Annotated in this window: 21 protein-coding genes and 1 tRNA gene; 10 read left to right on the forward strand and 12 right to left on the reverse strand. The window is 57.2% G+C overall.

What is annotated here, in order from left to right; translation table 11 throughout:
- The first annotated feature begins 2 nt into the window (after positions 1 to 2).
- The gene (locus tag Poly51_RS03910; protein WP_146454409.1) at positions 3 to 521 is read left to right on the forward strand and encodes a 3-hydroxyacyl-ACP dehydratase FabZ family protein; all 519 of its coding nucleotides are present in this window, start codon (positions 3 to 5) and stop codon (positions 519 to 521) included.
- Between the two features lie 379 nt (positions 522 to 900).
- The gene (gene speA, locus Poly51_RS03915; RefSeq protein ID WP_146454412.1) at positions 901 to 2,820 is read left to right on the forward strand and encodes a biosynthetic arginine decarboxylase; all 1,920 of its coding nucleotides are present in this window, start codon (positions 901 to 903) and stop codon (positions 2,818 to 2,820) included.
- Positions 2,821 to 2,905: 85 nt separating this feature from the next.
- Here speA and Poly51_RS03920 read toward each other — a convergent pair whose 3' ends face one another.
- The 3 genes from Poly51_RS03920 to Poly51_RS03930 form a co-directional block, all read right to left on the reverse strand.
- Positions 2,906 to 3,124 (reverse strand): hypothetical protein, encoded by a 219-nt coding sequence (locus Poly51_RS03920; RefSeq protein ID WP_246114244.1) that lies wholly within the window; start codon positions 3,122 to 3,124, stop codon positions 2,906 to 2,908.
- 29 nt (positions 3,125 to 3,153) lie between these two features.
- A complete protein-coding gene (locus tag Poly51_RS03925; protein ID WP_146454415.1) occupies positions 3,154 to 3,597 on the reverse strand; it encodes an HU family DNA-binding protein in 444 nt (147 codons plus the stop codon).
- Positions 3,598 to 4,063: 466 nt separating this feature from the next.
- Complete coding sequence (locus Poly51_RS03930) at positions 4,064 to 5,086, reverse strand: DUF4272 domain-containing protein (RefSeq protein ID WP_146454417.1); 1,023 nt, start codon at positions 5,084 to 5,086, stop codon at positions 4,064 to 4,066.
- Positions 5,087 to 5,266: 180 nt separating this feature from the next.
- Between Poly51_RS03930 and Poly51_RS03935 the strand changes: the two genes are divergently transcribed.
- The gene (locus tag Poly51_RS03935; RefSeq protein ID WP_146454419.1) at positions 5,267 to 6,820 is read left to right on the forward strand and encodes a hypothetical protein; all 1,554 of its coding nucleotides are present in this window, start codon (positions 5,267 to 5,269) and stop codon (positions 6,818 to 6,820) included.
- Positions 6,821 to 6,843: 23 nt separating this feature from the next.
- Here Poly51_RS03935 and Poly51_RS03940 read toward each other — a convergent pair whose 3' ends face one another.
- From Poly51_RS03940 to Poly51_RS03960, 5 genes are all read right to left on the reverse strand, one after another.
- Positions 6,844 to 8,772: a PDZ domain-containing protein gene (locus Poly51_RS03940; RefSeq protein WP_146454421.1), complete on the reverse strand. Its 1,929-nt coding sequence runs from the start codon at positions 8,770 to 8,772 to the stop codon at positions 6,844 to 6,846.
- Positions 8,769 to 9,749: a S1C family serine protease gene (locus Poly51_RS03945; protein ID WP_390621742.1), complete on the reverse strand. Its 981-nt coding sequence runs from the start codon at positions 9,747 to 9,749 to the stop codon at positions 8,769 to 8,771. The genes Poly51_RS03940 and Poly51_RS03945 overlap by 4 nt, the downstream gene beginning before the upstream one ends.
- A gap of 122 nt (positions 9,750 to 9,871) precedes the next feature.
- Positions 9,872 to 11,719 carry a S1C family serine protease gene (locus tag Poly51_RS03950; RefSeq protein WP_146454423.1) on the reverse strand — a complete coding sequence of 616 codons (1,848 nt, stop codon included), beginning with the start codon at positions 11,717 to 11,719 and terminating at the stop codon, positions 9,872 to 9,874.
- Positions 11,720 to 11,793: 74 nt separating this feature from the next.
- Positions 11,794 to 12,981, reverse strand: a complete 1,188-nt coding sequence (locus Poly51_RS03955; RefSeq protein ID WP_146454425.1) for an NPCBM/NEW2 domain-containing protein — start codon at positions 12,979 to 12,981, stop codon at positions 11,794 to 11,796.
- 82 nt (positions 12,982 to 13,063) lie between these two features.
- A complete protein-coding gene (locus Poly51_RS03960; protein ID WP_146454428.1) occupies positions 13,064 to 14,194 on the reverse strand; it encodes a glycosyltransferase family 4 protein in 1,131 nt (376 codons plus the stop codon).
- A 205-nt stretch (positions 14,195 to 14,399) separates the two neighbouring features.
- On the opposite strand from Poly51_RS03960, the gene Poly51_RS03965 reads away from it, so the two are divergent.
- From Poly51_RS03965 to Poly51_RS03985, 5 genes are all read left to right on the forward strand, one after another.
- Positions 14,400 to 14,867, forward strand: a complete 468-nt coding sequence (locus tag Poly51_RS03965) for a hypothetical protein (RefSeq protein WP_146454430.1) — start codon at positions 14,400 to 14,402, stop codon at positions 14,865 to 14,867.
- A 78-nt stretch (positions 14,868 to 14,945) separates the two neighbouring features.
- Positions 14,946 to 15,018: transfer RNA gene (locus Poly51_RS03970), tRNA-Ala, on the forward strand.
- Positions 15,019 to 15,160: 142 nt separating this feature from the next.
- A complete protein-coding gene (locus tag Poly51_RS03975) occupies positions 15,161 to 15,526 on the forward strand; it encodes a hypothetical protein (RefSeq protein ID WP_146454432.1) in 366 nt (121 codons plus the stop codon).
- A 226-nt stretch (positions 15,527 to 15,752) separates the two neighbouring features.
- On the forward strand, positions 15,753 to 16,664 hold the full coding sequence (locus Poly51_RS03980) for a DUF1559 domain-containing protein (protein ID WP_146454434.1): 912 nt from the start codon (positions 15,753 to 15,755) through the stop codon (positions 16,662 to 16,664).
- A gap of 226 nt (positions 16,665 to 16,890) precedes the next feature.
- Positions 16,891 to 17,802, forward strand: coding sequence for a PEP-CTERM sorting domain-containing protein (locus Poly51_RS03985; RefSeq protein WP_146454436.1), 912 nt, complete (start codon positions 16,891 to 16,893; stop codon positions 17,800 to 17,802).
- Positions 17,803 to 17,822: 20 nt separating this feature from the next.
- Here the strand turns inward: Poly51_RS03985 and Poly51_RS03990 are convergent, their stop codons facing one another.
- The 4 genes from Poly51_RS03990 to Poly51_RS04005 all read right to left on the reverse strand — a co-directional run bounded on the left by Poly51_RS03990 (position 17,823) and on the right by Poly51_RS04005 (position 22,740).
- Positions 17,823 to 18,317 carry a hypothetical protein gene (locus Poly51_RS03990; RefSeq protein WP_146454438.1) on the reverse strand — a complete coding sequence of 165 codons (495 nt, stop codon included), beginning with the start codon at positions 18,315 to 18,317 and terminating at the stop codon, positions 17,823 to 17,825.
- 7 nt (positions 18,318 to 18,324) lie between these two features.
- Complete coding sequence (locus Poly51_RS03995) at positions 18,325 to 18,627, reverse strand: P-II family nitrogen regulator (protein WP_146455183.1); 303 nt, start codon at positions 18,625 to 18,627, stop codon at positions 18,325 to 18,327.
- A gap of 74 nt (positions 18,628 to 18,701) precedes the next feature.
- The gene (locus Poly51_RS04000) at positions 18,702 to 20,402 is read right to left on the reverse strand and encodes an aldehyde dehydrogenase family protein (protein ID WP_146454439.1); all 1,701 of its coding nucleotides are present in this window, start codon (positions 20,400 to 20,402) and stop codon (positions 18,702 to 18,704) included.
- Positions 20,403 to 20,430: 28 nt separating this feature from the next.
- On the reverse strand, positions 20,431 to 22,740 hold the full coding sequence (locus Poly51_RS04005) for an SO2930 family diheme c-type cytochrome (protein ID WP_146454441.1): 2,310 nt from the start codon (positions 22,738 to 22,740) through the stop codon (positions 20,431 to 20,433).
- A gap of 506 nt (positions 22,741 to 23,246) precedes the next feature.
- On the opposite strand from Poly51_RS04005, the gene Poly51_RS04010 reads away from it, so the two are divergent.
- Together Poly51_RS04010 and Poly51_RS04015 are read left to right on the forward strand one after the other, a co-directional pair.
- Complete coding sequence (locus tag Poly51_RS04010) at positions 23,247 to 23,939, forward strand: PEP-CTERM sorting domain-containing protein (protein WP_186775323.1); 693 nt, start codon at positions 23,247 to 23,249, stop codon at positions 23,937 to 23,939.
- A 350-nt stretch (positions 23,940 to 24,289) separates the two neighbouring features.
- Positions 24,290 to 26,224, forward strand: coding sequence for an FG-GAP repeat domain-containing protein (locus tag Poly51_RS04015; protein WP_146454445.1), 1,935 nt, complete (start codon positions 24,290 to 24,292; stop codon positions 26,222 to 26,224).
- Positions 26,225 to 26,279 lie beyond the last annotated feature (55 nt).

Raw genomic sequence — 26,279 nt, forward strand, 5'->3', positions numbered from 1 at the left:
CCTTGAAAAGCGAATTTATCATCAGTCTCGACTTACTGGATGTGAACAAGCCGATCGCCGATATCGAGGCGATTCGCAAGTTGAACCCACAACGTTTCGAGATGGAACAGTTGACGGCGATCCTCCACGAGGATCTCGACCGAAACGTCTGCGCGGCGGTCAAGGTCGTCACCGATGACGAATTTTGGTGCCGTGGGCACATGCCCGGAATGCCGCTGATGCCGGGCGTCATCATGCTGGAATCGGTCGCTCAATTGTCCAGTTACTTCACACAGAAGTTTGATCTGCTTGGGGCTGACATCGTCGGCTTTGGCGGCGTTGATGACGTTCGCTTTCGTGGCATCGTCACGCCCGGCGACAATTTGATCCTGATGGTCAAGCTGCTCAAGTCGCGCCGCAACCGCATGATCATTGCTGCGTTTCAAGGCGTTGTGAACGAGTCGATTGTGGTCGAAGGTACCCTGCGAGGCATCCCGATCCCGACCGCGGCGGTAGCCGAACAATTGGCTCGTCGCAGCTAGCGGCAATCTCTTCCGCATTCTTCACCGCAGTGAAGCCCGAAGCGCGCGAGCATATTTCGAAGGTCGCAGCGGGGTCACTCGCGAGCGTTTCGGGCTCGTATTTTCGGCTCGGTTCATTTCGAAAAAACGAGAAGCCCAGCGACCTCAGGCCCAGGGCAAATCAGTTTTTGAGACTGGCTAATTCGGATTGTCGTGGATTGCTCTGCAATCCAACGTGATCCACACGTTGGATCGGCGGAGCGATCCACGACGATCGTTGCCTAAGTTGAGAAACTGATTCGCCCTGACCTCAGGCCGCCCGTGCTTGTAATTGGTTGACCATGCTCGATAATTCGCGAGTTCGCATTGAATCGAAACCGCATGATGGGAAAGTCGCTGAATGAGCTTAGCCGTTACTCCGAAGTGGACGACTGAAGATACCGCCGAGTTGTATGACATTGCTCGTTGGAGTGACGAGTACTTTCACATCTCCGACAAAGGCACGCTGCAGGTTTCTCCCGATCGCGACCGAGCCAACTCGATCGACGTCAAGGAGCTGATCGACCGACTCGGCCAGCGCGGACTTGATTTACCGATCTTGATCCGATTCAACGGAATTCTGGCCGACCGGTTGAAGCGGCTGAACGATTGTTTCCAAGAAGCGATCGACGACCATGATTATCAAAATCGTTACCGTTGTGTGTTCCCGATCAAGGTCAACCAACAACGCGACGTCGTTCAGCAAGTGATCGCCCACGGTCGCCAGTACGGATTCGGCGTCGAAGCGGGCAGCAAGCCTGAACTGATGGCCGTCGTAGCGATGACCGACCCCGACATGCCGATCATTTGCAACGGTTTCAAGGACGACGAATTCATCCACATGGCATTGTTGGCCCAGCGAATGGGACGGACGGTGATTCCCGTCGTTGAAAAAGTCAGCGAACTGGACCTGATCCTAAAGCACGCCGAGAAGCTGGGCGTGCGTCCGACCGTGGGGATGCGAGTCAAGTTGGCGACGCGAGGCACCGGGCGATGGCAGGCCAGCGGCGGATATCGCAGCAAATTCGGGCTGACCGTTGCCGAAATGCTGGCCCAATTGGACCGGCTGATCGAATTGGGTATGGGCGACTGTTTCCAATTGCTGCACTTTCACGTCGGCAGCCAGATCGGCAACATTCGGCAATTGAAGTCAGCGATCTTGGAAGCATCGCGAATCTACGTCGATCTGTATCGCCGCGGCGCGGGGCTGAAGTACTTGGACGTCGGCGGTGGTTTGGGTGTCGACTATGACGGATCGCAAACCGACACCGATTCCAGCATGAACTACACCGTTCAAGAGTACGCCAACGACGTCGTCTATCACGTTCAAACGGTGTGCGACGAAGCGGACGTGCCGCACCCCACGCTGGTGTCCGAAAGCGGCCGCGCGATCGCGGCCCAACACAGCATGTTGGTGATGGACGTGCTGGGCGTCACCGCCCAAGGGAAGTTGCAAGACGAACCCTTCGAGTTGCCGGAAGAGTACGAGCAACCGGTCCACGACTTGTGGTTTTCGCTTGAGAGCTTGACCCAGAAGAACATTCAAGAAGTCTTCCACGACGCGCAAGTGTCACTGGACCTTTGCATGAATCTGTTCAGTGGCGGTTATCTGCCGCTGGAGCAGCGCGTCGTCGCCGAGAATCTTTACTTTGCGATCTGTCACGGGATCCAAGCAATCGGCCGCAACATGGGCGAATTGCCGGACGAACTTCGGCACTTGGACCGGCTGTTGTCGGACATCTACTTCGCCAACTTTTCGCTGTTCCAATCGATGCCCGATTCGTGGGCGATCGATCAACTGTTCCCGATCATGCCGATCCATCGACTGGACGAACAACCGACGCGTCACGCCGTGCTGGGCGACATCACATGCGACAGTGACGGCGAGGTCGACGGGTTCATCTGTGGCGGCAAACGCAAGAAAACGCTGATGCTGCACGAACTCAAACCGGGCCAACCGTACCAGTTGGCGGTCATGATGGTCGGTGCCTACCAAGAGATTCTTGGCGACCTTCACAACCTGTTTGGCGATACGCACGCGGTGCACGTCGATGTCACCGACGGAAACGTCAAGGTGCAATCGATCGTCAAGGGTGACACCGTGCAAGAAGTCCTCGGCTACGTCCAGTACGAGACGCGCGAGTTGATCGATAAACTGCAAGAAGCCGTCGAAGACGCGCTGCAACGAGGCGTACTCAACAACGAGCAGGCCGGCGAAACGGTCGCGTTCTACGAAAAGTCGTTGACCAACTACACGTATCTATCGACGCGCAAGGCGTAGCGATTTCGTCGGCTCAACAAGCAACTCAGGATCTACGATCCCCACGAACGCCCAACAACATTGGGCGATGCGCGGCGATGCCGACCTAAAGGATGCCGCCGTGAGTACGGATCGGGGTCAAGTGACTTGGCGAATCCAGGAACCAGAATCGTTCCCATTCATCGACGATCGAACGCAAGTCGTCCGAGGTGTACAGCAACTGTTGCACCCGACGTTCGGGGCGAGCCGAATAGATCGGCACGAAGCATCCGACCGTGGTCGTCAAGCAAGCGGCAAGCAGCGTCAATTGGATCAGGCGTCGCATCGATCGTTCCTCCGTGAACGGTTCGCTTCTTAGTCGTCCCATCGACCGCTGGGGCCGCCGGGCTTCGATTCCGAACCTTTGGGGGCATGGTTGCCACCGGGTCCGCTGGAATCGTCGGGGGTGTTCGTTATGGGTTTTGCCGAAATTGAAGGTTCAGAATCTTGGGACTCGGCAACACGTTGTGCTTCCGCTTCGTCAAGTTCCCGGACTTTCGCTTCCATGTGCTTGCCCGGTTTGAAGGTCACCACGTATTTGCGTGGAACATTGACCTGCTCGCCGGTTCGCGGGTTGCGAGCCTTCCGAGCGGCCCGAGGCTTGACCTCGAAAACGCCGAAATTCCGCAGCTCGATTCGTTGTTCTCGTACCAGCGACTCGATAATCGCGTCAAAGGTCTTCTGAACAATTTCCTTCGTCTGTTGTTGAGTCAGCCCAACCTCTTCCGAGATCGTTCGCACGATGTCTTTCTTGGTCACTCTGACTCCCTAACCTGCCGTGGACGAACGCCCATCGATCGTTGTAAACCCTTTGCCACTTTCAACTTAACACTCTACGAGTCTAAGTAGGGCAGGCCAGGTCGTCAAGATCGACGTCTGAAACCAGACGCGACAAGTGTGCCCCTACGCCTTTCAAACGCTAAATCAGCGTCCGAGACATCGGGTCACAGTGTCAGTATCGTCCGGCACAATCGTTAACCTTGAATCAATCGTCAGAATTAGCAGCCTGGTTTTGCCGATGCGGTCCAGGGTCACAAAACGTGCCGATTTTGGACACTTCTCGCTAATCTCCACCACAAAGCTGGCGGTTGGACTGCTAAAGGGTAGCAAATCATCGCACTTCCGAAACTTCACCCTCCTTTCCAAGGAGGCTCGACTCTCCCAGAGGGAGCGTGAAGGAAAATGACATTAGAGGTTAGCGAGAAGTGTCCGATTTCGCGACAACTCAGGTCGGTGTGTCGACTTCATCCCACGGCACGCCGCCGAATCGGACCAACCAATTCAGTGCATGTTGGCGCTCGCTCAGCACACCGCCGTCCAGCTTGACCTTGCATTCACGCTGCTCCATCGCCGCCGCTCGCGCAGCCCACAGAAGCCGCAGATTCATGTCCAGTGCGTCCAGAATCTGTTTCACCGGCCGTAACCGAACCGACGTCACAATCTCGCGATCGGCTTGATTGACCATCGTTTCGGCCACCAAAGGCACATCGCAAATCTCGTCCGCAAATTTAAGCTCGCTGTGCATCCCGACCGCCCACTGCAACGTGTACAGCGCCTCGTATCGCCACGCAAAATTGACGATCGATTGCTGATCGGGGTTGTCCGCTTCGATAAATCCTCGCTCCAGCGGGGTGAGGGCCTCGAATGCCATCGGCGATTTTGCTTTCAATTGGGCCGCGGGAATGCCTTTGCTCGCGGCCAATGATTCGGCCCGAACCGCCGTGATGAACAATGCAAGCATCCGCCAGCCGATATCGTCGTCCGACCGCATCGTGACTTCGCCGACACCGACGACCGGCGGCAATTCATGCGGAACGTCCAAACCCATCGCCGACATCGCTTGCCGAGTGTCGGCGGCGCGGTCGATCGCGTCGATCGGGAACGGCACCGTCGCGTTGCCTTCGGCTTCGCCCGTATCGCCATGGACCAAAATTCGTCGTGCCGGGTCGCGAAAAGACTGGTCGGTCGTCATCAGGATCGAATTCGATTGCCAACCCCAGACCGCCAGTCCGTCCAAGGCGTCATCGTCGATTTCGAAACGGTAGTGGTGGCGAGTCCGTTCCAAATGCCGCATCACCGCATAAACCGTCGCCGACATCTCGCGGCGGCCACGATCGCAGGCCAATCCCATCATGTCGCCCAAATGAGGCACCATGGCCGGATCGTCCAGTTCTCGATGCAGCGACAAGGTGTGCTCGAAATCGATTTCCGGCGGTTCGCGTAGTGTGCTGTAGGCGTTCACGATCATAACAATCTCGAAATTCTCTCGCGCGTTGATGCTCAGGCGGTATAAAAGAATCGTGGCATCCGGTCACCTGCAACCTGTCATATCGGGATCTGTCCGATAAAATAGGATTTTGAGGCGTCGATCGGATCGGCACCACCCGACGGTTTCGCACGTTTTTCTCAAAACCCTGTTCGCAACGCTATGCCACTCGCCCTGCAATGTCCGCGATGTCACGGTTCGGTCTCCGTCGCCGACGACGCGGCCGGCCAACGAGTGACGTGCCCACATTGTGAAAAACCGTTTTTGGCACCCGGCGTGGCCGCTTCCACGAAGGACGATGACGATTGGCTGAAATTGGATGATGACGCGATGCCCGCGGCCGTCCCAGTGGTCGCGGCAGCCGCGAAATCGTCGTCTCCCGAAAAATCACCGCCTGAAAAAAAGCCGCCGCAAAAATCACCACAAGCCAATACGCTCGGTTCTCTGCCGTTCGATGATGTCGATTTTGATAACGTCGACGTCGGTGACTTGAAAATGCCGGACCAGTTCAAGGTTCGCGATGCTAAACCGGTCACAAAGCCCAAAGGGGTGTCCGATGACGACGCTCTGTTGGCGGAGTTCACCAGTGACCTGGATGAATTCACCGCAAAAGCCGAAACCGTTCCTGCCGCAAAGGCGCCCGCCGCACCCGTGAAGCCGGCCGCACCCGTGGCGAAGCCCGTCGCACCGACACACGCATCCGAGTTCCGAGTCATCTGCAGCATCTGCAGTTCGGTCTCGTACGCTAAAGCTGCTCAATCGGGCAAGACGATCACGTGTCCCGATTGCCATTCGCCCATCCTGGTACCACCACCACCCAAGATCCGACCCAAAGTCGAGATGAACTTGGACGAGGCCGCGTCGTTCCAATTCGAACAAAGCCCGATCAATGATCGTCGCCCCGATCCGTATGCGAAATCGGCCGCCGACTTGTTGGAAGAAGCGTCGCGAGAAGAAGTCGTTAGCGGCCCACACAAGTACGAAGACGAACCCGACCTCAAAGAATGGTTCGTTAGCGTCTTTGGCGTCTTCACCGATCCGGGCGTTGTCATGCACTGGATTGCGATTTCGATTTTGGCCGCGGTGCCAGCGTTCTTCATCCTGTCGACCGACATATCGATTTTGCGATTGGCCATGATCGGCGGCGGCACCATCCTGGGCGGCATCGTCGTCAGTTGTGGGTTCGCGATCCTTCAATCGGTCGCCAACCAAGAAGAACGCGTTTCCGAGTGGCCGGTGTTTGATCCCTTTGGTTGGCTTGGCACGTTGTTCGTTGCTCTGGCCGCGGCGGGTGTGGCTGTCGTGCCCGTTTGGATGGCGTGCTCGTTTGTGTTTGGCCAAAGTCTGATCAGCGTCGCGATCACCATGTTTTCGGTCTACGCACTCTTCCCGTTTGTGCTGCTGTCGATGTTGGACATGGAAAGCCCCTTCGTTCCGTTCTCGGCCGAAGTCGCGCGCAGTGTTACCAAATGCCAAGAGTCATGGGGCGGATTCTATTTCAGCAGCGGTTTGCTCTTCGTCTGTCTGTTCTTGTTGTTGGCGACCCTGTCCACCATGGAACCACCCATCGCATCCGCGATCGCGATCTTTGCGGTCATCTTCATCGCGTTTACCTACTTTGCGATGATCGGACGCTTGGCGTACTCGATCGGCCAAAGCGTCAACGCACCGCCGATGGAAAACGACATCGATCGAACTCGCCAATTGCCGGACTGATTCTTGCCAGTGATGCGGCGCTATCAGATCGCCTGCAGCAGCCGAACCCAATCCAGCAATCCGAGCCGTTTGATCTTGCCGCCCAACACGACCGGATAGCCGGCCGATTTGATCGATGCGGACCAAGTCGGTAACGCATTTTCGTTTTCGACCGGCATCATCACCTGCAACGAAGCCGACGGCTCGTTCTCGCGAAGTCGCACCGCGGGCGGGCGAGTCTCACCCGACACGGCAACGCCAAAGAACGTTTTACTTTGCGAGATCGCGGCGGCCAGCGCCATCGAATCCGCAGCCGTTGCGTCGTTGCCGTGAACGCCGCCGACCGAGGCAACCGCAACCGCGACCGGGTTGATGGCAGCCTTCTTCGTCATTGCGGCGGCAAAACTTGCGACCACTTCCAACTCTTTGGGTTGCCATTTGGACGAGTCTTCGGGGGCGACCACACAGACGACCACGCCAGCGGTCTGTGCCGCCTGTTTCCAATCATCGGCAGTCGCTTCTGGGTTTCCGTCGCCCGGTCCGAGCAACAGAACCAACAATCCCATATCCGTCCACGATCCATCGTCCGACTTTGGCGCCACATAAAAAGCGGTGTTGGCAGCTTCCGGCAATTTGATCTCGGTCGTCGGCCACGGATCGACTTTTTCCCGTCGCCAAGATGCAGGCACGCTTTCGTCGATAACACCACCGATCGTTTGTGGCACCACGGACGCTTGCTCGGTCGCTTCGCCACGTTGGTATGTCAACGACAGCGGCTCGTCGGGCTGGGCCGAAATCAATTGGCGACGCAACGTGTCGGCATTGTCGATCACAACATCGTTGATCTTCAAAATCACGTCACCCGCTTTCAACGAATCGGCGGCCGGTGAACCGGGAACCACGTCCGCCAACGACGGCTCGCCATTATTGTTTTTAACGATCACGCCCAATCGTTGCGGCTCCAGCGGCGGAATCGTGTCCGCCAGCGTCACTTGCATTTCGATCGTCTTGCCCGCGCGCTGGACCTTTACCGGGACCACCTCGCCGGCATCAAAGCTGCCCAGGACCTGACGAATCCCTTGCTGACGTTTCACTTCGATACCGTTGACCGAAAGGACTCGGTCGCCGGCGCGGATGCCGGCCGCCTCGGCGGGCGACCGAATTCGCACTGCCGCAATCTCGGTATTCAATTCGTTGGGGTCTTTGCTTTTGGCAACGATACCAAGCAGCCCTTTCTTGATGGCTTGCCCCGATTTCAATCGATCCAATTTCTGGGCAATCACTTCGGCGGGAATCGCAAACGCAACGCCCGAGTCGTACCAGTCGGTCGAACTCTCGGCACCACCTTCGGCCACCGCCGGAATCAAAATGCCCAAAACGTTACCGTACAAGTCGACCAACGGAGCACCGTATAGCGACGCTGAAACGCGAGCGTCCGTTTGGATCGCGATCCCGTCCAATCGACCTTCCGCGCTAAGAATTCCGGTGCTGATCAACGGCACGCCCTTGTTTCCGTAGCGCCCGACCGCAATCGTGGTCTGCCCGACCTGCCTTTTCACAGCATGATCCAACGGCAACCCAACCAAGGGCTTGTCGGTTTTGATTTCTAACAGCACCAAATCACGATGCTCATCCCGCGCGACCACCTTTGCCGTTTCTCGCGTGCCATCGGAAAGGACCACCAAGATGCTGGCGGCCGGTTTCGATGCCACGATGCTGGACGCGATCACGTACGCAACGTCGCCATCGACATCGACGATTGCCCCCGACGTCGGGGCGTCTTGTTCGACTTCGCCTTGCCCGCCCTCGCTGGTCCCGATGATTTCGATCATCACCACCGAAGGCAGCACACGCCCGGACGCCGCGCGAACCGCCGACGCCATCGCCCGCTGGTACTGGGCATCGTCGGCATCGGATTCACTGCACGCAGCGAACGCCAGCAACAACGCGAAAATATTTTTCCACACACTCATGGTCGCAGCACCAAGTTCAAAATTTCGCTGTCACGTTGCACAGTAAGATTCAAATCGTCACGTCGGTCGATCGTTCGCAACCACCGAAGCAACCCACGCTGGCTCTCGACGCGCGTCCCGTTGACCAACAAGATCAAGTCGTCGGGGCGCAATCCCGCCCGCGCCGCAGCCGACGTTTCACGAACTTCATCGATGAACGCCGGCGTCGTTTCCAAAACATCGGGAACCATCACGACCCCCATTGTCACAAAGTCGTGTGATTTTCCGCGTTCCAGGATCGGTGTCTTTTCCGGCGGAGCCGATGTACGTCGACCCGCGATGATGTCACCAATCGTGGAACGAAGCGAAGCGGCCGGCATGGCATAGTTCAACCAAACACCGGTTGCCGAATCACGCAGTTCTTTCCCCAACATTCCGACCAATTGACCGTCGGCGTCCACCACCGCGCCGCCGGCGGCACCCGGATTGTTGGCGATCAGGTCCAAGATCAAAACATCACCCTGATAGGGAGTCTTGAATGTCCCGCGTCGCGCGTCCAATTGAGTCACCGAGGCAACACTGCCCTGCATCACGCTGGCCGGTTCGTCGCCAGTGGCAATGTTGAACAAGTTGCTGATCGCAATCACCGGGTCGCCCCACTGGACCGACGTTTCCGATTCGACTTTGAAGTAAGGCAGTTCGGACGCTTCGATCTTCAACACCGCCAACTCAAGCGACGGTTCAAAGCCGACGATCTTCGACTCGAAGCGACGACCATCGTCAAGTTGCACGATGGGTTCGACGTCAAGCACGTAACTCCAAGCCGTCGCGATGTGCCCGTCCGGCGACACTAAAAAACCCGATTGGTAGGCTTCGAGTCCCTTCAATCCGCCGGCACCATAGACCTTCACAACCCGTCGCTGAGCATCACGCGACCAAACGCCAAGGGACCCTTGGGCTAGCTGAGGCACCTGTGCCAACTGAGACACCTGCGCCATCGCGGGTGCCGAAATCAAAACGCACGTGATCAGCACGCCGAATCGGGTCATCACCGCGCGGGATGATGAAACACGACTCGCACGGGCGCGATGCTGTGATCGGAAAAACGATGCGGAAACATTCATGACTTCGGTTCCTCTTCGAGTTCCGATTCGGGAATCGAATTCCATGACGTGACATTCACCTTCAACAGCGTTGCAGTGCCGTATCGCAAATCCAACGCCGTCGGCATCGTTGTCACATCGTCGTTGTCACGGACGATCCACAATTCCGCCGGGTCTTCATCGCGATCGGCGAATGCTTCGATGGCTTCGACGACAGCCGAATCGGGATGCGACAGAAAACGCGTTTCGATCTCGCCATCGATGCCGATGACACAGTCGCGAAGTGGACGCTGACCGCCCAAAGGCATCGTACCCCAGTAGAACGTTTCGCCGAATCGATCCGGACCCACCGCGATCATGCGTCGCCAAGCGTCCAGCGCCGCCAACATGCCGACCGGCGACCGGCGGGTCACGGCTTCGTACAATTCGTTTTTTGTGTCGATCTGCACCGGACGATCGCCCACGAACATCACCATCTTTTTCGACGAGACACGAATCTTGACCGGCTTCGCATCGGCATCGGCTGTTACGCCCTCGATCACCCATGCCAGGGGCGAGTCCGCGTCGTTCGCTTTCGTGCTTTTTGATTCTGCGACTGGAAACTGATTCCGGAGCGATTCGATAAACGATCGTTGGCGAACTTGATTGAAGTGATAGTTCGCATAGCCTTTGCGTTCGATCAATTGATCCTTGATCGACTTCGGAATCTCGCCGCCGCCGTGCGCTTCATTCTCCGGTGCAGGCGTTGGTCCACCGCCTTCGAGATCCTTTTCGCCGTCGCCTTCATCATCGTTGGGCTCGGGTTCTTCGCGAGGCGGCGGAGGCGGAAGGGCACCGGCCATCTTTTCCAGTAACTCGTCTGGCGAATGCACGCTTGCCAATCGAACCAGCGTGTCGCGGCTTTCGCCGCTGATGCGATAGCGAATCGGAATCCGCCAACCGGCCGGGAACGTCGCCAACACGTTCTGAACATCGTTGGCCGTTTGCACGACTCGACCGTCGATCTCGGTGATCTCGGCGCCGTACCGAAGTCCGCGGCGATATGCATCGCTGGATTCCAAAATGTTCGTCACCCTGGCGCCACCATCCGGGTCGGTTCCGACGGTCGCGCCCAGCGTTGCGTGATCGACGATGCGGCCGGAATGCAATGCACCCAGAAAATTTTGGGCTTGGTTGATCGAGATCGCGTAGCCGACGCCCACATTCACTCGGCCACGTTTCTCGAACGAGCAACGGCCGACGATACCCAACAGTTTTCCGGTTGCGTCATAGATCGGCCCGCCCGAGTTGCCGGGGTTGATCGACGCATCGGTCTGCAAACAATCGCCGTATTCCAACAACGTCCCCGACGGATACTGATACCGACCGACGCCGCTAAGGATTCCGTAGGTGACCGTGGGTTGCAAGTTCGTCGCCAGCAAAAACGGGTTGCCGATCACCATGCACCAATCGCCCGGCTGGGCGGCCCGGCTGCTGCCGATCGTGGCGGCGGGAAAGTCGCTGCGTGGTTTGCCGTCCAAGCCGATCAACTGAATCATTGCCAGATCGCCGACCGGATCGATGCCGACGATCACGGCGTCGTAGATATTGCCATCGCTCAACCCGCATCGCATGAACGTTCCGGCGGGACTGGTGACGTGAAAGTTGGTCAGGGCATAACCAGCCGGCGAGACCAACACGCCGCTGCCGCCACCCCCGCCACCGGGCACAAACACGCTGACCGCGGAAGGCCTCGCGCGATCGATCGCCTCGATGCGACTGTTTTCCGCATCTCGCACGATCGCGGGAAGCTCCAACGGAACGTCCGCACACGCCAGCGAAGTCGTCAACAGCGCACAGAAGAACGCACGAACAAAAATGGTCATCAAACGAAGCTTCCTAAAAGTTTCTATCGAACGGCATCGATTCTGTGTCGATACGAGGTCTCACGTCAACAATCTCACTTCAACAGTCGCGGTCGCAGCACAACGATGCTGTCCCCGAGGTCTCCGTCGCCTCGACTATCGACTTCGATCGACAAACGTCTCGCACCGTTGACCGGGATTTCGAAACCGCGAAGTTCCGCGTCACCGAGCGACTGTTCCCAAACGTTTTTCCCGTCCATTTCGATTAGCACCATGACTTCACCGGCTGCCACCACGTCGTTGGCTCGGCGGACGCTGCCGGTAAAGATTTCAAAGCCATCGGCAACGCGATACTCGACTCTGCAGCCACCGTGCATCTGCAGGTTGCCTTCGTCGACGGTTGACGCCCCAAAGAAGGCTTGTGTCAACTCGGCGTCGACGCTGGTCGCAATGTAGGTTGATATCGTTGATGCGGCCGGCTTCTCGTTGGCCAGCATCGACATGCCGCTGGTGAAGCGCATCGAAGCGATTTGATTGGGCGGCAGCTCGTGTTCGATACCCGACGACAGCTTCATCCGCAGCGGTTGTTCGGCTTCGGAATCCAGCAGCGCCGCGACCGACCACGTGGAACCATAGATATCGTCGACTCGAATATCGGCTTCGTCATCCACGCGGGCACCGCCGCCAAAGATAACGCCTTCCAGTTTCTCGATCGGCGCCGCAACGGCGTCGCCTTCCAATACGAAGTTGACTTTTGCGTCTGCGATGGTTTCGATGATGCCCGACGCGGGATCCAGTTTGTCGCCGGGGCGGCGGATCACCATCACATCGCCGCGAGATTCTTTTTCTAACAGCCCCAACCACTGGGCGTCCGTCGCCGGTGAAGCGGGACGAAACCGGATCGCCTTGACCAACTTAACCGACGCGCGAATCGGACGCTGTCCACGCGGATCGATGACCAAGCCCGAGTCAGTCAGCGAAACGTCGTCGGCGGCTATCTTGGATCCGTCTGCCATCGTGACGCGAAACGTTGGACCGGTCGCATCGGTGTCTTCCGTCGGCATGACCGTTTGCAAATCGGCAAACGGAATGGATTGGATTTGGCCGTTGACTCTGACCCGCACCGACGAGCCAAGGATGCCGACCAGCGAACCTTCGATCGCGGGCCCGGCCTGAGTTGCCATGCGGACCGGCAATTCGGCGGCCAAAACGAGTCGGTTTGCCGGCAACGTCGCAAACATTGCAATGACGTAGACGAGCGTCTGCCATCGGGGTTCTATCATCCGGGTCGCGGTCAATTCTCGCTCCTGCGTTTGGATCGTTGCTTGGATACGTCCGTATTCTAGTGCAACCGGTCAATCGTCGTTAGCGTGCCGATCGGCCTGGTAACGCTGACGCTTCGCTCAATACCTGCTCGTACGCGTCCACCATTGCGTCCCATCCGAACCGCTGCAGAACTTCGGTGCCGGTTCGGCCCATCGATTCGCGATGCGGCGGGTCTTGGATCATCTGCTCGATGCCACCCGTGATGCCGTCGACGTTGTCAGCGACCAGTAGACCGTTGACGCCGTCATTCACAATCGCACCAGGACCGCTGGGGCAATCGACGCTGACACTGGGGACTCCCGCCGCCATCGATTCCATCAACGCCGACGGAAACCCTTCATAGCGACTGGGCAACACGAACACCGTCGCCGGGGCAAGTTCGCCCCACACCGGCCGCACCCACCCAGGCATGGTGACATGCGACTGCAGACCGAGTTGACGAACTTGAGATTCCAAGTCGGGCCGCTTCGTCCCCTCGCCCACGATTCGCAGAGTCCAATCCGGATGCCGCCGGTGGACGAGTGCGAACGCTTCGATCAACCGATCAAAACCCTTTTCAGTCTCCAGTCGTCCGATGCCAACGATGCGCCGGTTTGTGGTTGCGATCGTTCGATCCGAAACCAGCGGCGGAGCATCGACGGCCGACGCAATCACGTCGACCTTGTCCGGGCGGCGGCGGTTGGAATGTCGATCAAGGATCGACTGGAGGTACCCGGCCGCGGCATCGGTCTGAGCGATGACGCGATCGGCCCGTGGATACATTCGCGATCGTTGCCAACTGTAAAACCGACCGAGAGTCTGCTCAGCCGGATCACTTCGTTCGCTGATCACAATCGGAATTCCCGTCGGCGCGATCGCCATCACGGCCAAAATGTTGGTGCGGTCACAGAACGAAAGCACCACGTCGGGCCGAATGTCCTGCACCGCAGCGCGAAGGACACCGACCCGTCGCCGCAAATTCATGATCGCTGCGATGGGCGACCCGCTCTCGCCCATCACGTCCAACGGCCGCCGGACGACGCCTTCGACCGAGTGTCGATCGGTGGCCCCGTCGTCGAGCGTCACCAGCGTCACCCGGTGCCCCCGCTGGGCCAACCGCGTCGCCAGCCCCGCCATGACGCGTTCGGCGCCGCCGCCGTCGAGCGAATGAATTACGCAGGCGATGTCCAAAACTGTCCTTTTCTGTGGGAATGAGCGGGCGTCGCATCGGGTGGGGCCGGTGGATCCGAAAACGACGGATTCTCGGGCAACAATGGTTGAAGCGGCTGGGAGAGCGATTAGTTTGGAAGCAGATCAGTCGCGTGGGGGCGTGGACGGCGAAAACTTCTTTCGCGTGACCGTCCGATTCTCCATCTTGGTATGCAAAGGTCTTTCGATGAATAGGTATCTCATTGCGGCGTGTTCGCTGGTGGTCGCTTCCGTTCTGGGCTCCAACGATTTGAGCAGCAATGCCGCATCGGCCCAGGGATTCGGCGCCGGAGTCGGGTTTGTTCCCTTCGGATTCTACCAGCCATACGGTGCCCAATATTCGACGTCGATCCGGACACCTCCGTACTTTGCGACGAATCCGCCCGTGTACTACGGTGCTCGCCACGCACGACCGTATGGATTGAGCCCCTTCGCAGCCCCGCCGCAGGTCCAAGCCGGTGCCGACTACCACAGCCGCCTACGAAGCGACTTCCTGGAACCAAACGTCGCTACGCCCGGTCCGGCATCCACCGCACCATGCTGTAACCCGTACATCCACGGCAGCAACGCCAAGCCCGGCCCCGCAAAAATCGGCGCCGTCCAGAACAACCCGTTCGTAGAACCAAGCGAACGACTTGCGAAGAACGAAGCCTAGAATTCGAAAACTGACCAAAGCTCGAAAAGTTGGGCTGACAACTGTCCAATTGCTCTGATAAAATGAGCGGTGAAACCTGGGGTTGTAGCTCAGCTGGGAGAGCGCCGCGTTCGCAATGCGGAGGTCGAGAGTTCAAATCTCTTCAGCTCCACTTTACCGAAGCCCGACGAATCGAAACATTCGCCGGGCTTTTTCGTTTGCATCTTGAAACGATCGACGCTTCGCTGCGTAAAAAACATGTTGGAGGGGCGGTTCGATCGAACCGGAACGTTAAAAAGTGATAGGATAGTGCCATGAAAAAGTTAACCAACATCAATCGGGGCGTCGACGGCTGGACCGTTCGTATGGTTCGTGATGGGGTCGAATACTCGAAGTACTTTCGGTTCTCAAACGGCGGCATTCGGAAATCGCTGGCCAGTGCGATCGCTTGGCGGGACGAACAAATACGCGAATTGGGGGAACGACAATGGCGCAAGGGCCCGCGTACCAAAGCGATCAATAATTCGTCGGGAACCACGGGAGTCAGCAAGAACGTCTACGATCGCTGGGTCGCGAGTTGGCAAGAGGACGGCCGCCAACGATTCAAGACCTTCAAAACCAAGCGGGAAGCGGTTGCCCATCGCAAAGAGCAACTGGCGTTGACGTTGAAGGACGATTGACTCAGGCCGTTCTGAGGGAAGTTGCCCACAACACGCAGTTCCTAAAGCCCGTCCGCAACACGCGATCGATGTTTGAAAACACTTGGAATCGCGTCGGAACAGCGTGGTTTGCTATACGTCTGTCCGCTATAGTGTGACGTTGGGTTGGCGTGTCGCTCGCCCGATTTCACTCCGCCTTTCGTGGTGCGTTTGGAATCTCATTGCTCAAAGCGTCGAAAGCAACCTGATGCACCAGAGGACAAACCCTGCGTTCACGCTGGTGGAGTTATTGGTGGTGATCGCGATCATCGCCGTCCTTGTCGGGCTGTTGCTGCCCGCGGTCCAGGCGGCTCGTGAAGCGGCGCGGCGGATGAGTTGCTCGAACAACCTGCGCCAGGTCGCGCTTGCCGCGCACAACTATCACGCGGCCTATCGTCAATTTCCTCGCCGCGCTTCACCGACGCATCTTCACTCTTGGGCCGCCGCACTGTTGCCGTTCATCGAAGAAGGCGACATTTACTCGCGGTACGATTTTTCGGTTCGCTGGGACGCGCCCAAAAATCGTGACGTCATCGACAAGCACGTGGATACGTTTCTGTGTCCATCGACTCCGGACAATCGGATGCTCGATCGGATCAACGCCAACATTCGCACTGCACCGATCGGCTATGTACCGCATGAACATATCACCCGCGACATCATCAACGCGGGGTTCATCAAACCGCGAGTCAGCCGCATCGGCTTGATCTCACCCAGCATCACGCGGTTTCGCGATGTTCTCGATGGCACCAGCAACACCATGCTGCTTGTCGAGTGTGCCGGGCGGCCACAGTACTGGGTCGTCAATCGCCTTGGGCCGCCCACCAACAACAATGGTTGTGGCAATGCGAACGTCAGCGGTGGTCGTGCCAAACACGGCGGCTGGGCAGACGCCGGCAACTTCATCCCCATTCACGGATTCAGCGACGACGGCCTGAGTTGTTCGGGACCATGGCTGATCAACAAGACCAACAACAACGAAGCCTATTCGTTCCATACCGGCGGTCTACAAATCAACTTGGCCGACGGCAGCACGCGGTTTCTAACGGAGTACATCGACCGCGAAATCTACGCGTCGCTGATCACCAAAGCCGGGCACGAAGTGATCGAAGCGTTCTAGTTCGCCGGCTCGGCGACGTCGCTAGGCATTCTCGTCCAAAGACCCCACAACGGGTCCAGGCACTCCCCTATGAACACCGAAAGCCTGTACAGAATCCCATGGGGATGGCGGTTAAATCGATTTTTTCTGTTTGACCACGACTTTTCGACGCTAGAAAGGTGGAACAGTGGCGTCGGCAAGGCTAACATGACGCAATCGCACAGCACGCTTGTTCAAAGGACCACTCATGATTCAGCGACTCTTCTTTCTCTTCGCATTCGGTTTCGCGACGCTTGCCACAGGCGCAGCAAGTCGTGCGGACATGATGTTCGGAGTGACTTTTACCGCACAGGCGATGTCGGACCTTTCCGTATCTGATCAGGCACTGTTCACTTCAGGCTTGTCCTTCTGGGATGACATTATTATCAACCATCGTGATGGAGTCTCGCGAAGCTGGACGCTGACTGTCGACACGTTCTCGCAGGCGGCATCGGGTGGCGGGGTTCTGTTGGGATCGGCTGGACCATCGGGATTGGCGTTCTCGAACGTCGTCAGCGACGGTGGACCGGTGCCGAGCAACTCCCGATTCATTATCTCGACGGGCGGTAACGCTAATTTCAATATACACCCAGACGCTGGCTCGCTTTCTGCCGACACGGTCAAGCACGAGATTGGCCACGCATTGGGAATCGGAACGCTTTGGGAAGACAACGAAGTTTACAGCGATGGTACTGCGGGCAACAGCAATCGTACCCTGGCGGGCGGTACTCCAGGCCAATACGTCGGTGCCGCTGGGTTGGCGGCCTACCAGGCTGAGATTGTCGGCGCTTCCGGTGCGACGTTTGTACCCGTCGAACTCAGCGGCGGTTCCGGTACGGCCCACGGCCACTGGAATGAGGCTGACAACTTTGGTCAATCGCTGACTGGGATCGTCGACACAATGGGCCGTGACCGACGTGATGAATTGATGACGGGCTGGGCGAGCCCCAATATGGACTTCATCAGCAACACGACAATCGGATCCCTGTATGACATCGGATTCAACGTCAATGTTCAAGCTGTTCCAGAGCCTTCGTCGCTGGCACTGATCGCGATCGGGTTCGCAGGCGTTATGGGTGTTCGCACCCGCAAGCAACGTCGAGCCAAAGCGGACGCTTAGACCGTTCGCTGCTCAGACTCTTAATCACCGACATCCACGTCGGTGATGGTTTCGCCTTGTCCCGACCACTTGGGTGTGGGGTGTTCGACTTCACCTTGTCGGACCGTTGCTTTATCTGTCAGCAATCGCAGCTGGCTGGCCGAGTACAGCCGTGGGACCAGTGTTTCGTTGCGTCGCAGGCGGTACAGAATGCAGCCTTTGCGACGCACGAAGTGCATTCCCCAGACTCGGGCGACGAAGAGTTCTCTTTCCAGTCCCAACCCGATCGTTTCGACTTCATCGCCAATGTCGATGCCGTCCGACTTGACCGTCAACCACATGCACGGACGCAATCGAAACCGAATCTTTCCGTACGTGTAGTGGTAGTACACGCCGTCAAATCGGTCGCGACGAAAGACCCGTTCGCTGGGGAAGCACCGCGTTGCGATGGCGACGTCATCGGGGTGGATGAACGCCTGGCCGTCGGCGGGCCAACGTGGAATGCATCCGTAATCGGGAAGAACGGGCCACTGCATCGGACGCCTACAAGTATTCGCCCACGGGGAGCACAAAGACTTTTCCGTCGCCGATACGTCCGCTGCGGGCGACCGTGACGATCTTTTCAAGGATCTCGTCGCACCGGCTATCATCGACCCACATCGTGATTTCGACCTTGGGCACGAACACTTGCGAGTATTCGGTTTCCTGATACTCGTCCAAATAGCTTTTTTGCCGCCCGTATCCCTTCACCTCGGTCACGCTAAGCGCTTCGATGGGCGCCAACCGAAGACTCTTCAAGACCTTCTCGGCCAAGTGCGGACGGACGATGGTAACGATCTGTTTCATGCAACCATGATAACCGAAAACGGTCATGTCGACTCGACCGGGCACGCGGCGAACGGCACTTGCGGGGCCACTTCCTAGCCACGCATCGCGTGGAACAACACGGGCGGGATTCGCCACGGCGTTCGATGCAGATAAAGATTCACCAGACTGCGGGCAACCGATTCGGCACAGCGGTGTGTGGAGAACCACATCGGTTTGGGAAAAATCGTCAGCGGCGATGAAATCACACTCTGTTCCGGCTGGTTCAGCAAGAACGTGTTGTGGACGCTGCCGATACCGCTTTGAATATCGTCGAGCGTCGCGCCCGGGAAGGCGCCCCAAGGCGTGGACATCAACGCGAATGCGACGCCCGGCCATTGATTGATCCCGACGACTCCGTACTTCAATCGATCAACGGCTTTGTTCAGTTCGGCGTTTCGGGTGCGCTCGAAGTCTCGTGGCACCGTCAACGCCGCCGCAAGGGTGCCCCACATTTGATCGTTCGCGAAATCGACGGCATGGTTCAAAAACTCCGTCGGCGATTCGCCGTCCAAAGAAGTCTCGCCGAACACGCAAACGAACGACTCTTCTTTGCACAGATGCGGTTCCTCGTTGATCGAAACGCCGCGCCGAAACCTCCACGCCAAAATACCCGAGTCGTCGCTATCGTCGTTTGGCACCCCATCGTCGCCGGCGAATTTGGCGTATCGATCCTTGGCACCGGGGTAGTACGCGAACCGCTTCGCCGACCGCGCCAGCGTCTCGTCGATCAACTTCAAAAACAACTCGCGTTGGGGCCACGTCTTGGAAGTGATCAACATCTTGGTGGCGATGCAGTTGAACGAGGCGTTGCTGGTCACCGACGCCACAACGTTTTCGGCTTGAAATCGCAACTGACGCTCGGTGTACTGGCCCGGCACAACGATCCAGGGACTGACATTGCCCAGTTCGCTAGTGATTGGCTTGTCCAGCTTTGGTGTCTTGGCCGCTTTGCGCTGGCTCTGCTCTTGCTCGCTGCCGCCCCATACGATCGCGTCGTGGGTCCGGTCCGATCCGGTGATGTGAACTCGATCGACACCCTCCGCCGCGATCAATGCGGCGCCCACGCCCGAACCACCGTAAACGATTCGCAGTAATCCGGCGTCGACTAGCGGACGAAACGCTCGTTCGAACAGGGGGCCGACATATTCGTTGACGGGGTTCATCTTCAACAAAACCGCTTGGTTGTCTTGAAAGATTTTCGTCAGCGCATCGGTGATCGGAATCGACGAGATGTTTCCCGCCCCAAGAATCAAGGCGACCGACGGCGGTTCATTCATACCACCGGTTGCTCGTTTGAGCCCATCGCCAAATAAATCGTCAGCGTTCGTGTCCTTTGGCATTCGTACGTACGCCTTGATCGGACCGAACATCAGGCGATCGTAAAGATTGCGAGTCGGAAAGACGGGAACCCGCAAGTGACCGTTTTGTTCATACGGTTGGGCGGGCAACCGAGGTTTGCCGTGACGCTTGATGTCGTCGAGCGTTTGGTGCATCAGCCAAAGGTATCGCAGCGTAGGAACCGGACCCGTCGTGATGTCTTCGGCGCAAGCCGCGTCACCGGGGCTGATTCGTTTTGCCTGCCACGCCGCCGACACCCACTCTTCCCAGACTTGGGCGACTCCTGCGACGCAATCGAGCAGCAATTGCTGGCGTTCGCCGATACCCAGCTTGCCGAGCTTCTCTGCACCGCGGCGCAGATCTGCGATTGCGGCGGCATGTTCGGTTGAAAGTTCAGTCGCGACTGGGGATGGCACTGCCGAGTCCGTCGAGGTTGATGACACGCTACTTATCCTTCGGCATGGCTGTGATCCATTGTTCAATCAACGTCGCGCCTTTGGTCGGCACCATGTTACGTCCGACGCTCGGCATTCGTATGCCAGGCGTTGCCGATTGAATTCGGTAAAGCAAAATCGATTTGTCAGGTTCGCCGGGGACGATGTCGTAGCTGCGGCCACCCGAACCGTGACCTGCGGCAACGGGCGATTTCCACAGTCCAAACTTAGCCGGGTCCGATTGCTTGAATCGCAGATCGAGCCCCGACGTGCGAGCCGTGCCCTGAGGGCTGTGACAGTGGGCGCAATTGACGTCCAACCACGCGTGCGCACGCTGGTTCAATGAACCCGTGCTGGGGTCGTCCGAAACCGGCATGCGGTCTCGTTTCGCGGCAGGCGGCAGATCGACGAGCAAGTGTTTCTCGGCGAGATAGTCCAATTGATTCGCTTTGCCGTCGCCGAAGTCATAGTCGCGATTCATGTTCATCGCGGTGGGACCGATGGGGACATAGGCAGCGTTTTGCGAATGACAATTCAAGCACTGATTCGCGTTAGGGATTTCATATCGATTGGAAAGATGTTCGCCATCCTCGTTGATCCACGAAACGTTGACCTCACCGCCGCCCAACAGCAACGACGCGTCCGTCTGATCGTCATTCCACTGGTACGAGTACCCAAACCATTCGCCTTCTTCGATCAATTCGATTCGCGTTTCCAGCAAGCGTTCCCCCTTGGTCGTATCGGTGCCATCGACCGGGTACGCAAACGTCTTGGCGATCACGGTGCCCTCTGGAAAACGCAGGACGCCCGTATCCGTGTAGCCGATCGACGCACCATCGGGGACACGGATGAATCGGTACTTGGTTGCATGGTCGGTGAACAACGTCGTGTTCAGATCGTAGGGAACGACGCCCGCGACGGGTTGCTGAGTCGATCCGTTTCCTTCGAACAGCCCGAACTCACTCAGCCGTTTCGGCGCCGCGCGGTAAGCGAGTACCGTCTTGTCAGCAAGTTTCGTGGGCGGGTCATGGTCAGCCAGTGAAATCGGCGCGAGCGATGCGCGGGGCTTCGAATAAACCGACACGTCGCGCTCCGGCTTGTACGTGCCCGAGGCAAGACTGATGGGATTCAAATCAGCAAATTTGAAATTCAGGAACCTAGCCTTGCCGTTGTTGACGATCGAATGCTGCAGTTCATCGGGAAGTTTGCCGTCCACCAACCGTTCTGGGTTGACGACTCCGTCGAACAGGATGTCAGGAACCGGTGTGCCCAGCGTCGACAGCATCAGACCAAATTCGCCACTCGGCTTGGTGCCGCCGCCCGAGATGCGGTTGTCGTGGATCGAAACGGCTTCGGGGATCGAATCGTAGTCCGGATCGTTGACCTTCTTGCCACTGACCAAATAGCTGACCAATAGGATGCTGGCGGTTTGGTTGTCCGTGATGTCATTGTCAAAAGCTTCGACGTGATCCGTCGCCAAGATCATCAATCCGGTTCCCGGCGGAACCGCTGCGACGATGTTTCCGGGTGCTGCGAAGTTGACATGATTGTTGCCGCTGATTCGATTGCGAAACAGGCGAACGTTCCGGCCCGACTTCTGTTGCAATCCGGGCAAGTCGAACACCAACAAACCGCCCGCGTTGTCGGTGGCAACATTGTCGTACACATCGGCGCCGACGGTATTTTCGATTTCGATACCCGCCACGTTGCGTTCGGCGCGACAACCACGCACGATCACATCGCGACTCTGGCCGACATAGATGCCGGAGTCCGACGCACCGATGGCCACGCACGAATCGATCAAAACGTTGCGGCACTGGACCGGGTACAAACCGTAGGCTCCGTTGGTCGCAAGTGTTTCGCCCGTCCACTCGGTTCGGACGTCTCGGAAGGTCACGTTGCGTGCCCCGAGTACTTTGATGGCGTTGCCCGCCGTGTCCTCAATCGCCAAACCTTCGACCAGAAAGTTGTTGCCGGTGGCTTCGATACCCTGGCCACCGGAGAGTTGACCCTTGAACGTAAGCGTTGTCTTTCCCGATCCTTGCCCACGCAGAGTCAGGTTATCGGTCGTGATATCGATCTGGCGGTTGAACTGGAACAGTCCCGCGTCAAATTCGATCACATCACCGGGCACGGCCGAAATCAGCAACTCTTGCAATCGATACTGCACGTCGTCGCTGGGACTCAACCGATAGACGCTGGGCACGATTGCTTCGGCGGCCCCGGCGTGCGTTTTAGACGCCTCCGCCCGCGCTGGGGTAATGGGCGAAGCATGGAGGATTACCAAGAACAAACTGGCAACGAAGTAGGACCGATGCATGCGACGTTGCTTTCCTGTTTAGAAGCGAAGAATGGGGAGGACAAGCAACCCTTAGCCGGTGGTGGATTCCTATGCTTGCCGTTGCGAATGTTTGGGGCTATCGATTTTCCGCAATTCCTAGATTTACATGGTCGCCAACCTGAACTGCGAAAAAGCTCACGCCAATTTATGCCATCGAAACGAAATCGAAACGAAATCGGCGGGATGATCGCGTGTGGAGCTATGTCAGTCGCGACAGAATATGGAACCCGATCGGTCTCAAATATCCCTTGTCGACCTTCCGAGACGATCAAGAAAGTATGAAATACGCCGTCGATACACGCGTTGAATGTCGTCGGAAAACGCCAAGCCTCGGATGCCAATCGCGAAAGACGAGGCATGATCCAAAAGAGGGGTTGTGATGCGAATTTCCCAGAAAGCCCCCCCACCTTGCTTGAATGGCCCCGGCTGAACGCTTACTCTTTTTGTACATCTGTGAACTTCATTGTATTTGTGAAAGGCGTCTCGTGAAGAAGTACCTTTGTTCCCTCGTCATCGCACTGGCGATCACTTGCGTTTGCCCATCGTCGAATGCAGCCGTCGTTAGTTTCAATGATTATGCGAGCTATCAAGCAGCTCTCGGATCCAGTGCGGAAGTGGTCTTTGATTTCGATAACTTTTCCAGCGGCGCCGTGCTCTCCACTTTTGGAGGAATCACTTTCAGCGGCATTGACAACGACTTCTTCCAAGCCGTCGACGTTCAGGTTTTCGAAACGGATGCAGTCGGCGACACGATCAGCGGTGATTTCTACGTCGGTCGTGAACCGCGAGGAATATTTGACGGTTTTGCAACTTCACTGCAAAACGATACCGTTACGTTGAGTTTCGGATCCGCCCAAAAGGCCGTTGGACTTTTCGTGATTGCACCCAACAATCGAGGTGCAGTTCTGACAGGCGGCGGTACAGCCGCCGTCGCGGGCGCGGCGGATCCAATCGGTTTTCTCAATTCGAACCAAGCGTTCTTCGTCGGCTTGGTCGACGATTCTGGTCTTAACTCGATTAACTCGGTGACGCTCACCGGCAATGGTGGTGCTTACTATTTCGACAACCTCACGACCTCAGTGGCCGCGGTTCCCGAACCGGGTTCGTTCCTGTTCTGTGGACTTGCAGTTGCCGGTACAGCGATCTTGCGACGTCGACGAAACGCTCGACGAGCATAATGCTTCGCGAGACTTCGAAACGGAATATTTCAACCTACGAGTCGCTCATGAAAGAGCGACTCGTTTTTCGTTTCGAGACGGAGGAATGGGAAGCCCGCCGCTTGCAACTCGTAGATGTTGCCCTCGAAAAGTTGCGAGTAGATAGGAAGCGGAATGCGCTTTCGAGATGCGGCCGAAACGCTTAACATACTTCGCTGCCCACAAAACGATGTGCGGCGACCACCAGACCGAGATTGCGTTTGATCTTCGCAATTCGGATGAAGACCAGTCGAGAACGCTACCACAGGTTCGATTGATGGAATTTGGCGTGATCGGCTCCACTTTCTGAAGCGCGAAAAAGGGAGCCGTTGATGAATTCCAGTAACCGAGCGCAAGATCGCAACTTGGTCCTATTGATTCTGGCGACGGTCATCTTGGTTGGTGCGCTTTTGGTTGCCTTCGTCGTTCACTTGGCATCACGTCAAATATCATTGCGATTGGAGCAAGACTTTCATGCCGCTGTCGAGGCAATCGACGCAGGCGAAAGTGGGACGGCGACAAAGTTGTGGCGCAGCCTTCACCAGTCCGAAGACCACCAAGCACACGCGGACCTGATCAAGTGCGGCTTGGAGTTGAACAACGGCGATCCGGACGCGGCCATCCACAAGCTTGAGGGGATGAAACATGACGGCGAACTTGAGGCCGCCCGTTCCCTGTTCATCGCCAAAGCACTGATCCAGCTTGACCGAATAGACGACGCAGAGGCAACGTATCAAAGCATCCTGAAAACAGATGCCAGTCATAGCCGCGCCCAACGTGGACTCAAACAGATTGCCGCCATCCGAACGAAGGAGGAAGACACCCAGCAATTCTTTACGGACGTGAAGCCAATGGTTGACAAGTTCTGCGGCGACTGTCACGCGAACCCGCTGCCCTATAGCTTTCCCAAATCGCACTGGGCCGAAGAAGTCAAGCAAGGCTTCGAGCTGTACAAGCTATTTGACCGTCATGATTTGGAGGTTCCTGACCAAGCGCTAGTGACCAAGTATTTCCGACTCCAGGCTCCTACTGAATTTGACTTCAGCCCGGTTTTGGACCAACGCAGTCATGGACCGTCAACGGAGTTTGCGTTGCTGAAACCGTCCGCGCCGGCGATCGCGAATCCCGGCGTCGCGCACGTCGCCTGGGTGTCACTGGAAGAAGGCGAGCGACCCGTATTGTTGGTGACCGATATGCGAAACGGATCGGTATCGGCGTTTGATCCCAACCATCCCGACCGGGCTGCTCGAACACTGGCTCAACTTCGGAATCCGTGTCACAGTACGATTTGCGACCTCGACAGGGATGGAAATCTCGACGTGTTGGTTGCCGATCTGGGTAGCTTCGTGCCCGCGGACAATCATGACGGTCGGGTCATTTGCTTGAAGTCGGACGGTAAGAATGGCTACGAAGAAGTCGTGCTGTTGGACAACGTTGGTCGAGTCGCTGATGTCCAGCCCGGCGATTTCGATTCGGATGGCGACATCGACTTGATCGTCGCGGTATTCGGATGGAGGACGACCGGCAGTATTCAGTATCTAGAAAATACCAGCGATTCCGGCGACGAGTTCCAGTTCAAAGAACGCCAACTCGATCCCCGTCACGGAACGATTCACGTTCCGGTCATCGATATCAATCAAGATGGCCATCTCGATTTCATCGCGTTGATCTCACAGGCACACGAAGAGGTCGTGGCCTTTATCAATGACGGGCGAGGCAAGTTCTCGCCACAAACGCTTTACGCCGCCAACGACCCATCGTTCGGATCCAGTGGGATTCAATTGATCGATCTTGACCAAGACGAAGACATTGATGTGCTGTACACCAATGGAGACTCGTTCGACAGCGCTCTGATGAAACCGTACCACGGGGTTCAGTGGTTAGAGAACAAAGGCGATCTTCACTTCGAAGCTCATCGAGTGGCGAACGGGTTTGGTGTCTACCGAGCCGTTGCCGTTGATGTGGACGCTGATACCGACTTGGATATCGTCGCGGTGTCGGCGCTTCCGACGAAGGTCCTGGATCCGGATTTGGTGAAGACCACCGACTCAATCATCTGCCTAATCAATGACGGTCAACAGAACTTCGGCAAGCATGTGATCGAGCAAGGCGTCTGCTCGCATCTGACGTGCGATGTTGGTGATTTTGACCAGGACGGCGATATCGATTTCGCTACCGGACACGTCAACCTCTTTGACGAACTCATGAACATGCCGCCGATTGATATTTGGCTGAACCAGAGTGAGCCTGCCGACGCTGACAAATAGCACCAAGCGGAATGAAGCTTGTCAAAGGGCACACCCTTAGTCACTTGATGAAGAT

The organism is Rubripirellula tenax, assembly GCF_007860125.1.
In the GTDB taxonomy this organism is placed as follows: domain Bacteria; phylum Planctomycetota; class Planctomycetia; order Pirellulales; family Pirellulaceae; genus Rubripirellula; species Rubripirellula tenax.

What these genes read in the sequence shown, in the direction of transcription:
- Poly51_RS03980 (WP_146454434.1), top strand. Translation starts at nt 15,753, where the DNA reads ATGCACCAGAGGACAAACCCTGCGTTCACGCTGGTGGAGTTATTGGTG.
- Poly51_RS03940 (WP_146454421.1), bottom strand. Translation starts at nt 8,772, where the DNA reads ATGAGTGTGTGGAAAAATATTTTCGCGTTGTTGCTGGCGTTCGCTGCG.
- Poly51_RS03935 (WP_146454419.1), top strand. Translation starts at nt 5,267, where the DNA reads ATGCCACTCGCCCTGCAATGTCCGCGATGTCACGGTTCGGTCTCCGTC.
- Poly51_RS03950 (WP_146454423.1), bottom strand. Translation starts at nt 11,719, where the DNA reads ATGACCATTTTTGTTCGTGCGTTCTTCTGTGCGCTGTTGACGACTTCG.
- Poly51_RS03975 (WP_146454432.1), top strand. Translation starts at nt 15,161, where the DNA reads ATGAAAAAGTTAACCAACATCAATCGGGGCGTCGACGGCTGGACCGTT.
- Poly51_RS04015 (WP_146454445.1), top strand. Translation starts at nt 24,290, where the DNA reads ATGAATTCCAGTAACCGAGCGCAAGATCGCAACTTGGTCCTATTGATT.
- Poly51_RS03930 (WP_146454417.1), bottom strand. Translation starts at nt 5,086, where the DNA reads ATGATCGTGAACGCCTACAGCACACTACGCGAACCGCCGGAAATCGAT.
- Poly51_RS03955 (WP_146454425.1), bottom strand. Translation starts at nt 12,981, where the DNA reads ATGATAGAACCCCGATGGCAGACGCTCGTCTACGTCATTGCAATGTTT.
- Poly51_RS03985 (WP_146454436.1), top strand. Translation starts at nt 16,891, where the DNA reads ATGATTCAGCGACTCTTCTTTCTCTTCGCATTCGGTTTCGCGACGCTT.
- Poly51_RS03920 (WP_246114244.1), bottom strand. Translation starts at nt 3,124, where the DNA reads ATGCGACGCCTGATCCAATTGACGCTGCTTGCCGCTTGCTTGACGACC.
- Poly51_RS03995 (WP_146455183.1), bottom strand. Translation starts at nt 18,627, where the DNA reads ATGAAACAGATCGTTACCATCGTCCGTCCGCACTTGGCCGAGAAGGTC.
- Poly51_RS04005 (WP_146454441.1), bottom strand. Translation starts at nt 22,740, where the DNA reads ATGCATCGGTCCTACTTCGTTGCCAGTTTGTTCTTGGTAATCCTCCAT.
- Poly51_RS03945 (WP_390621742.1), bottom strand. Translation starts at nt 9,749, where the DNA reads ATGGCGCAGGTGTCTCAGTTGGCACAGGTGCCTCAGCTAGCCCAAGGG.
- Poly51_RS03965 (WP_146454430.1), top strand. Translation starts at nt 14,400, where the DNA reads ATGAATAGGTATCTCATTGCGGCGTGTTCGCTGGTGGTCGCTTCCGTT.
- speA (WP_146454412.1), top strand. Translation starts at nt 901, where the DNA reads ATGAGCTTAGCCGTTACTCCGAAGTGGACGACTGAAGATACCGCCGAG.
- Poly51_RS03990 (WP_146454438.1), bottom strand. Translation starts at nt 18,317, where the DNA reads ATGCAGTGGCCCGTTCTTCCCGATTACGGATGCATTCCACGTTGGCCC.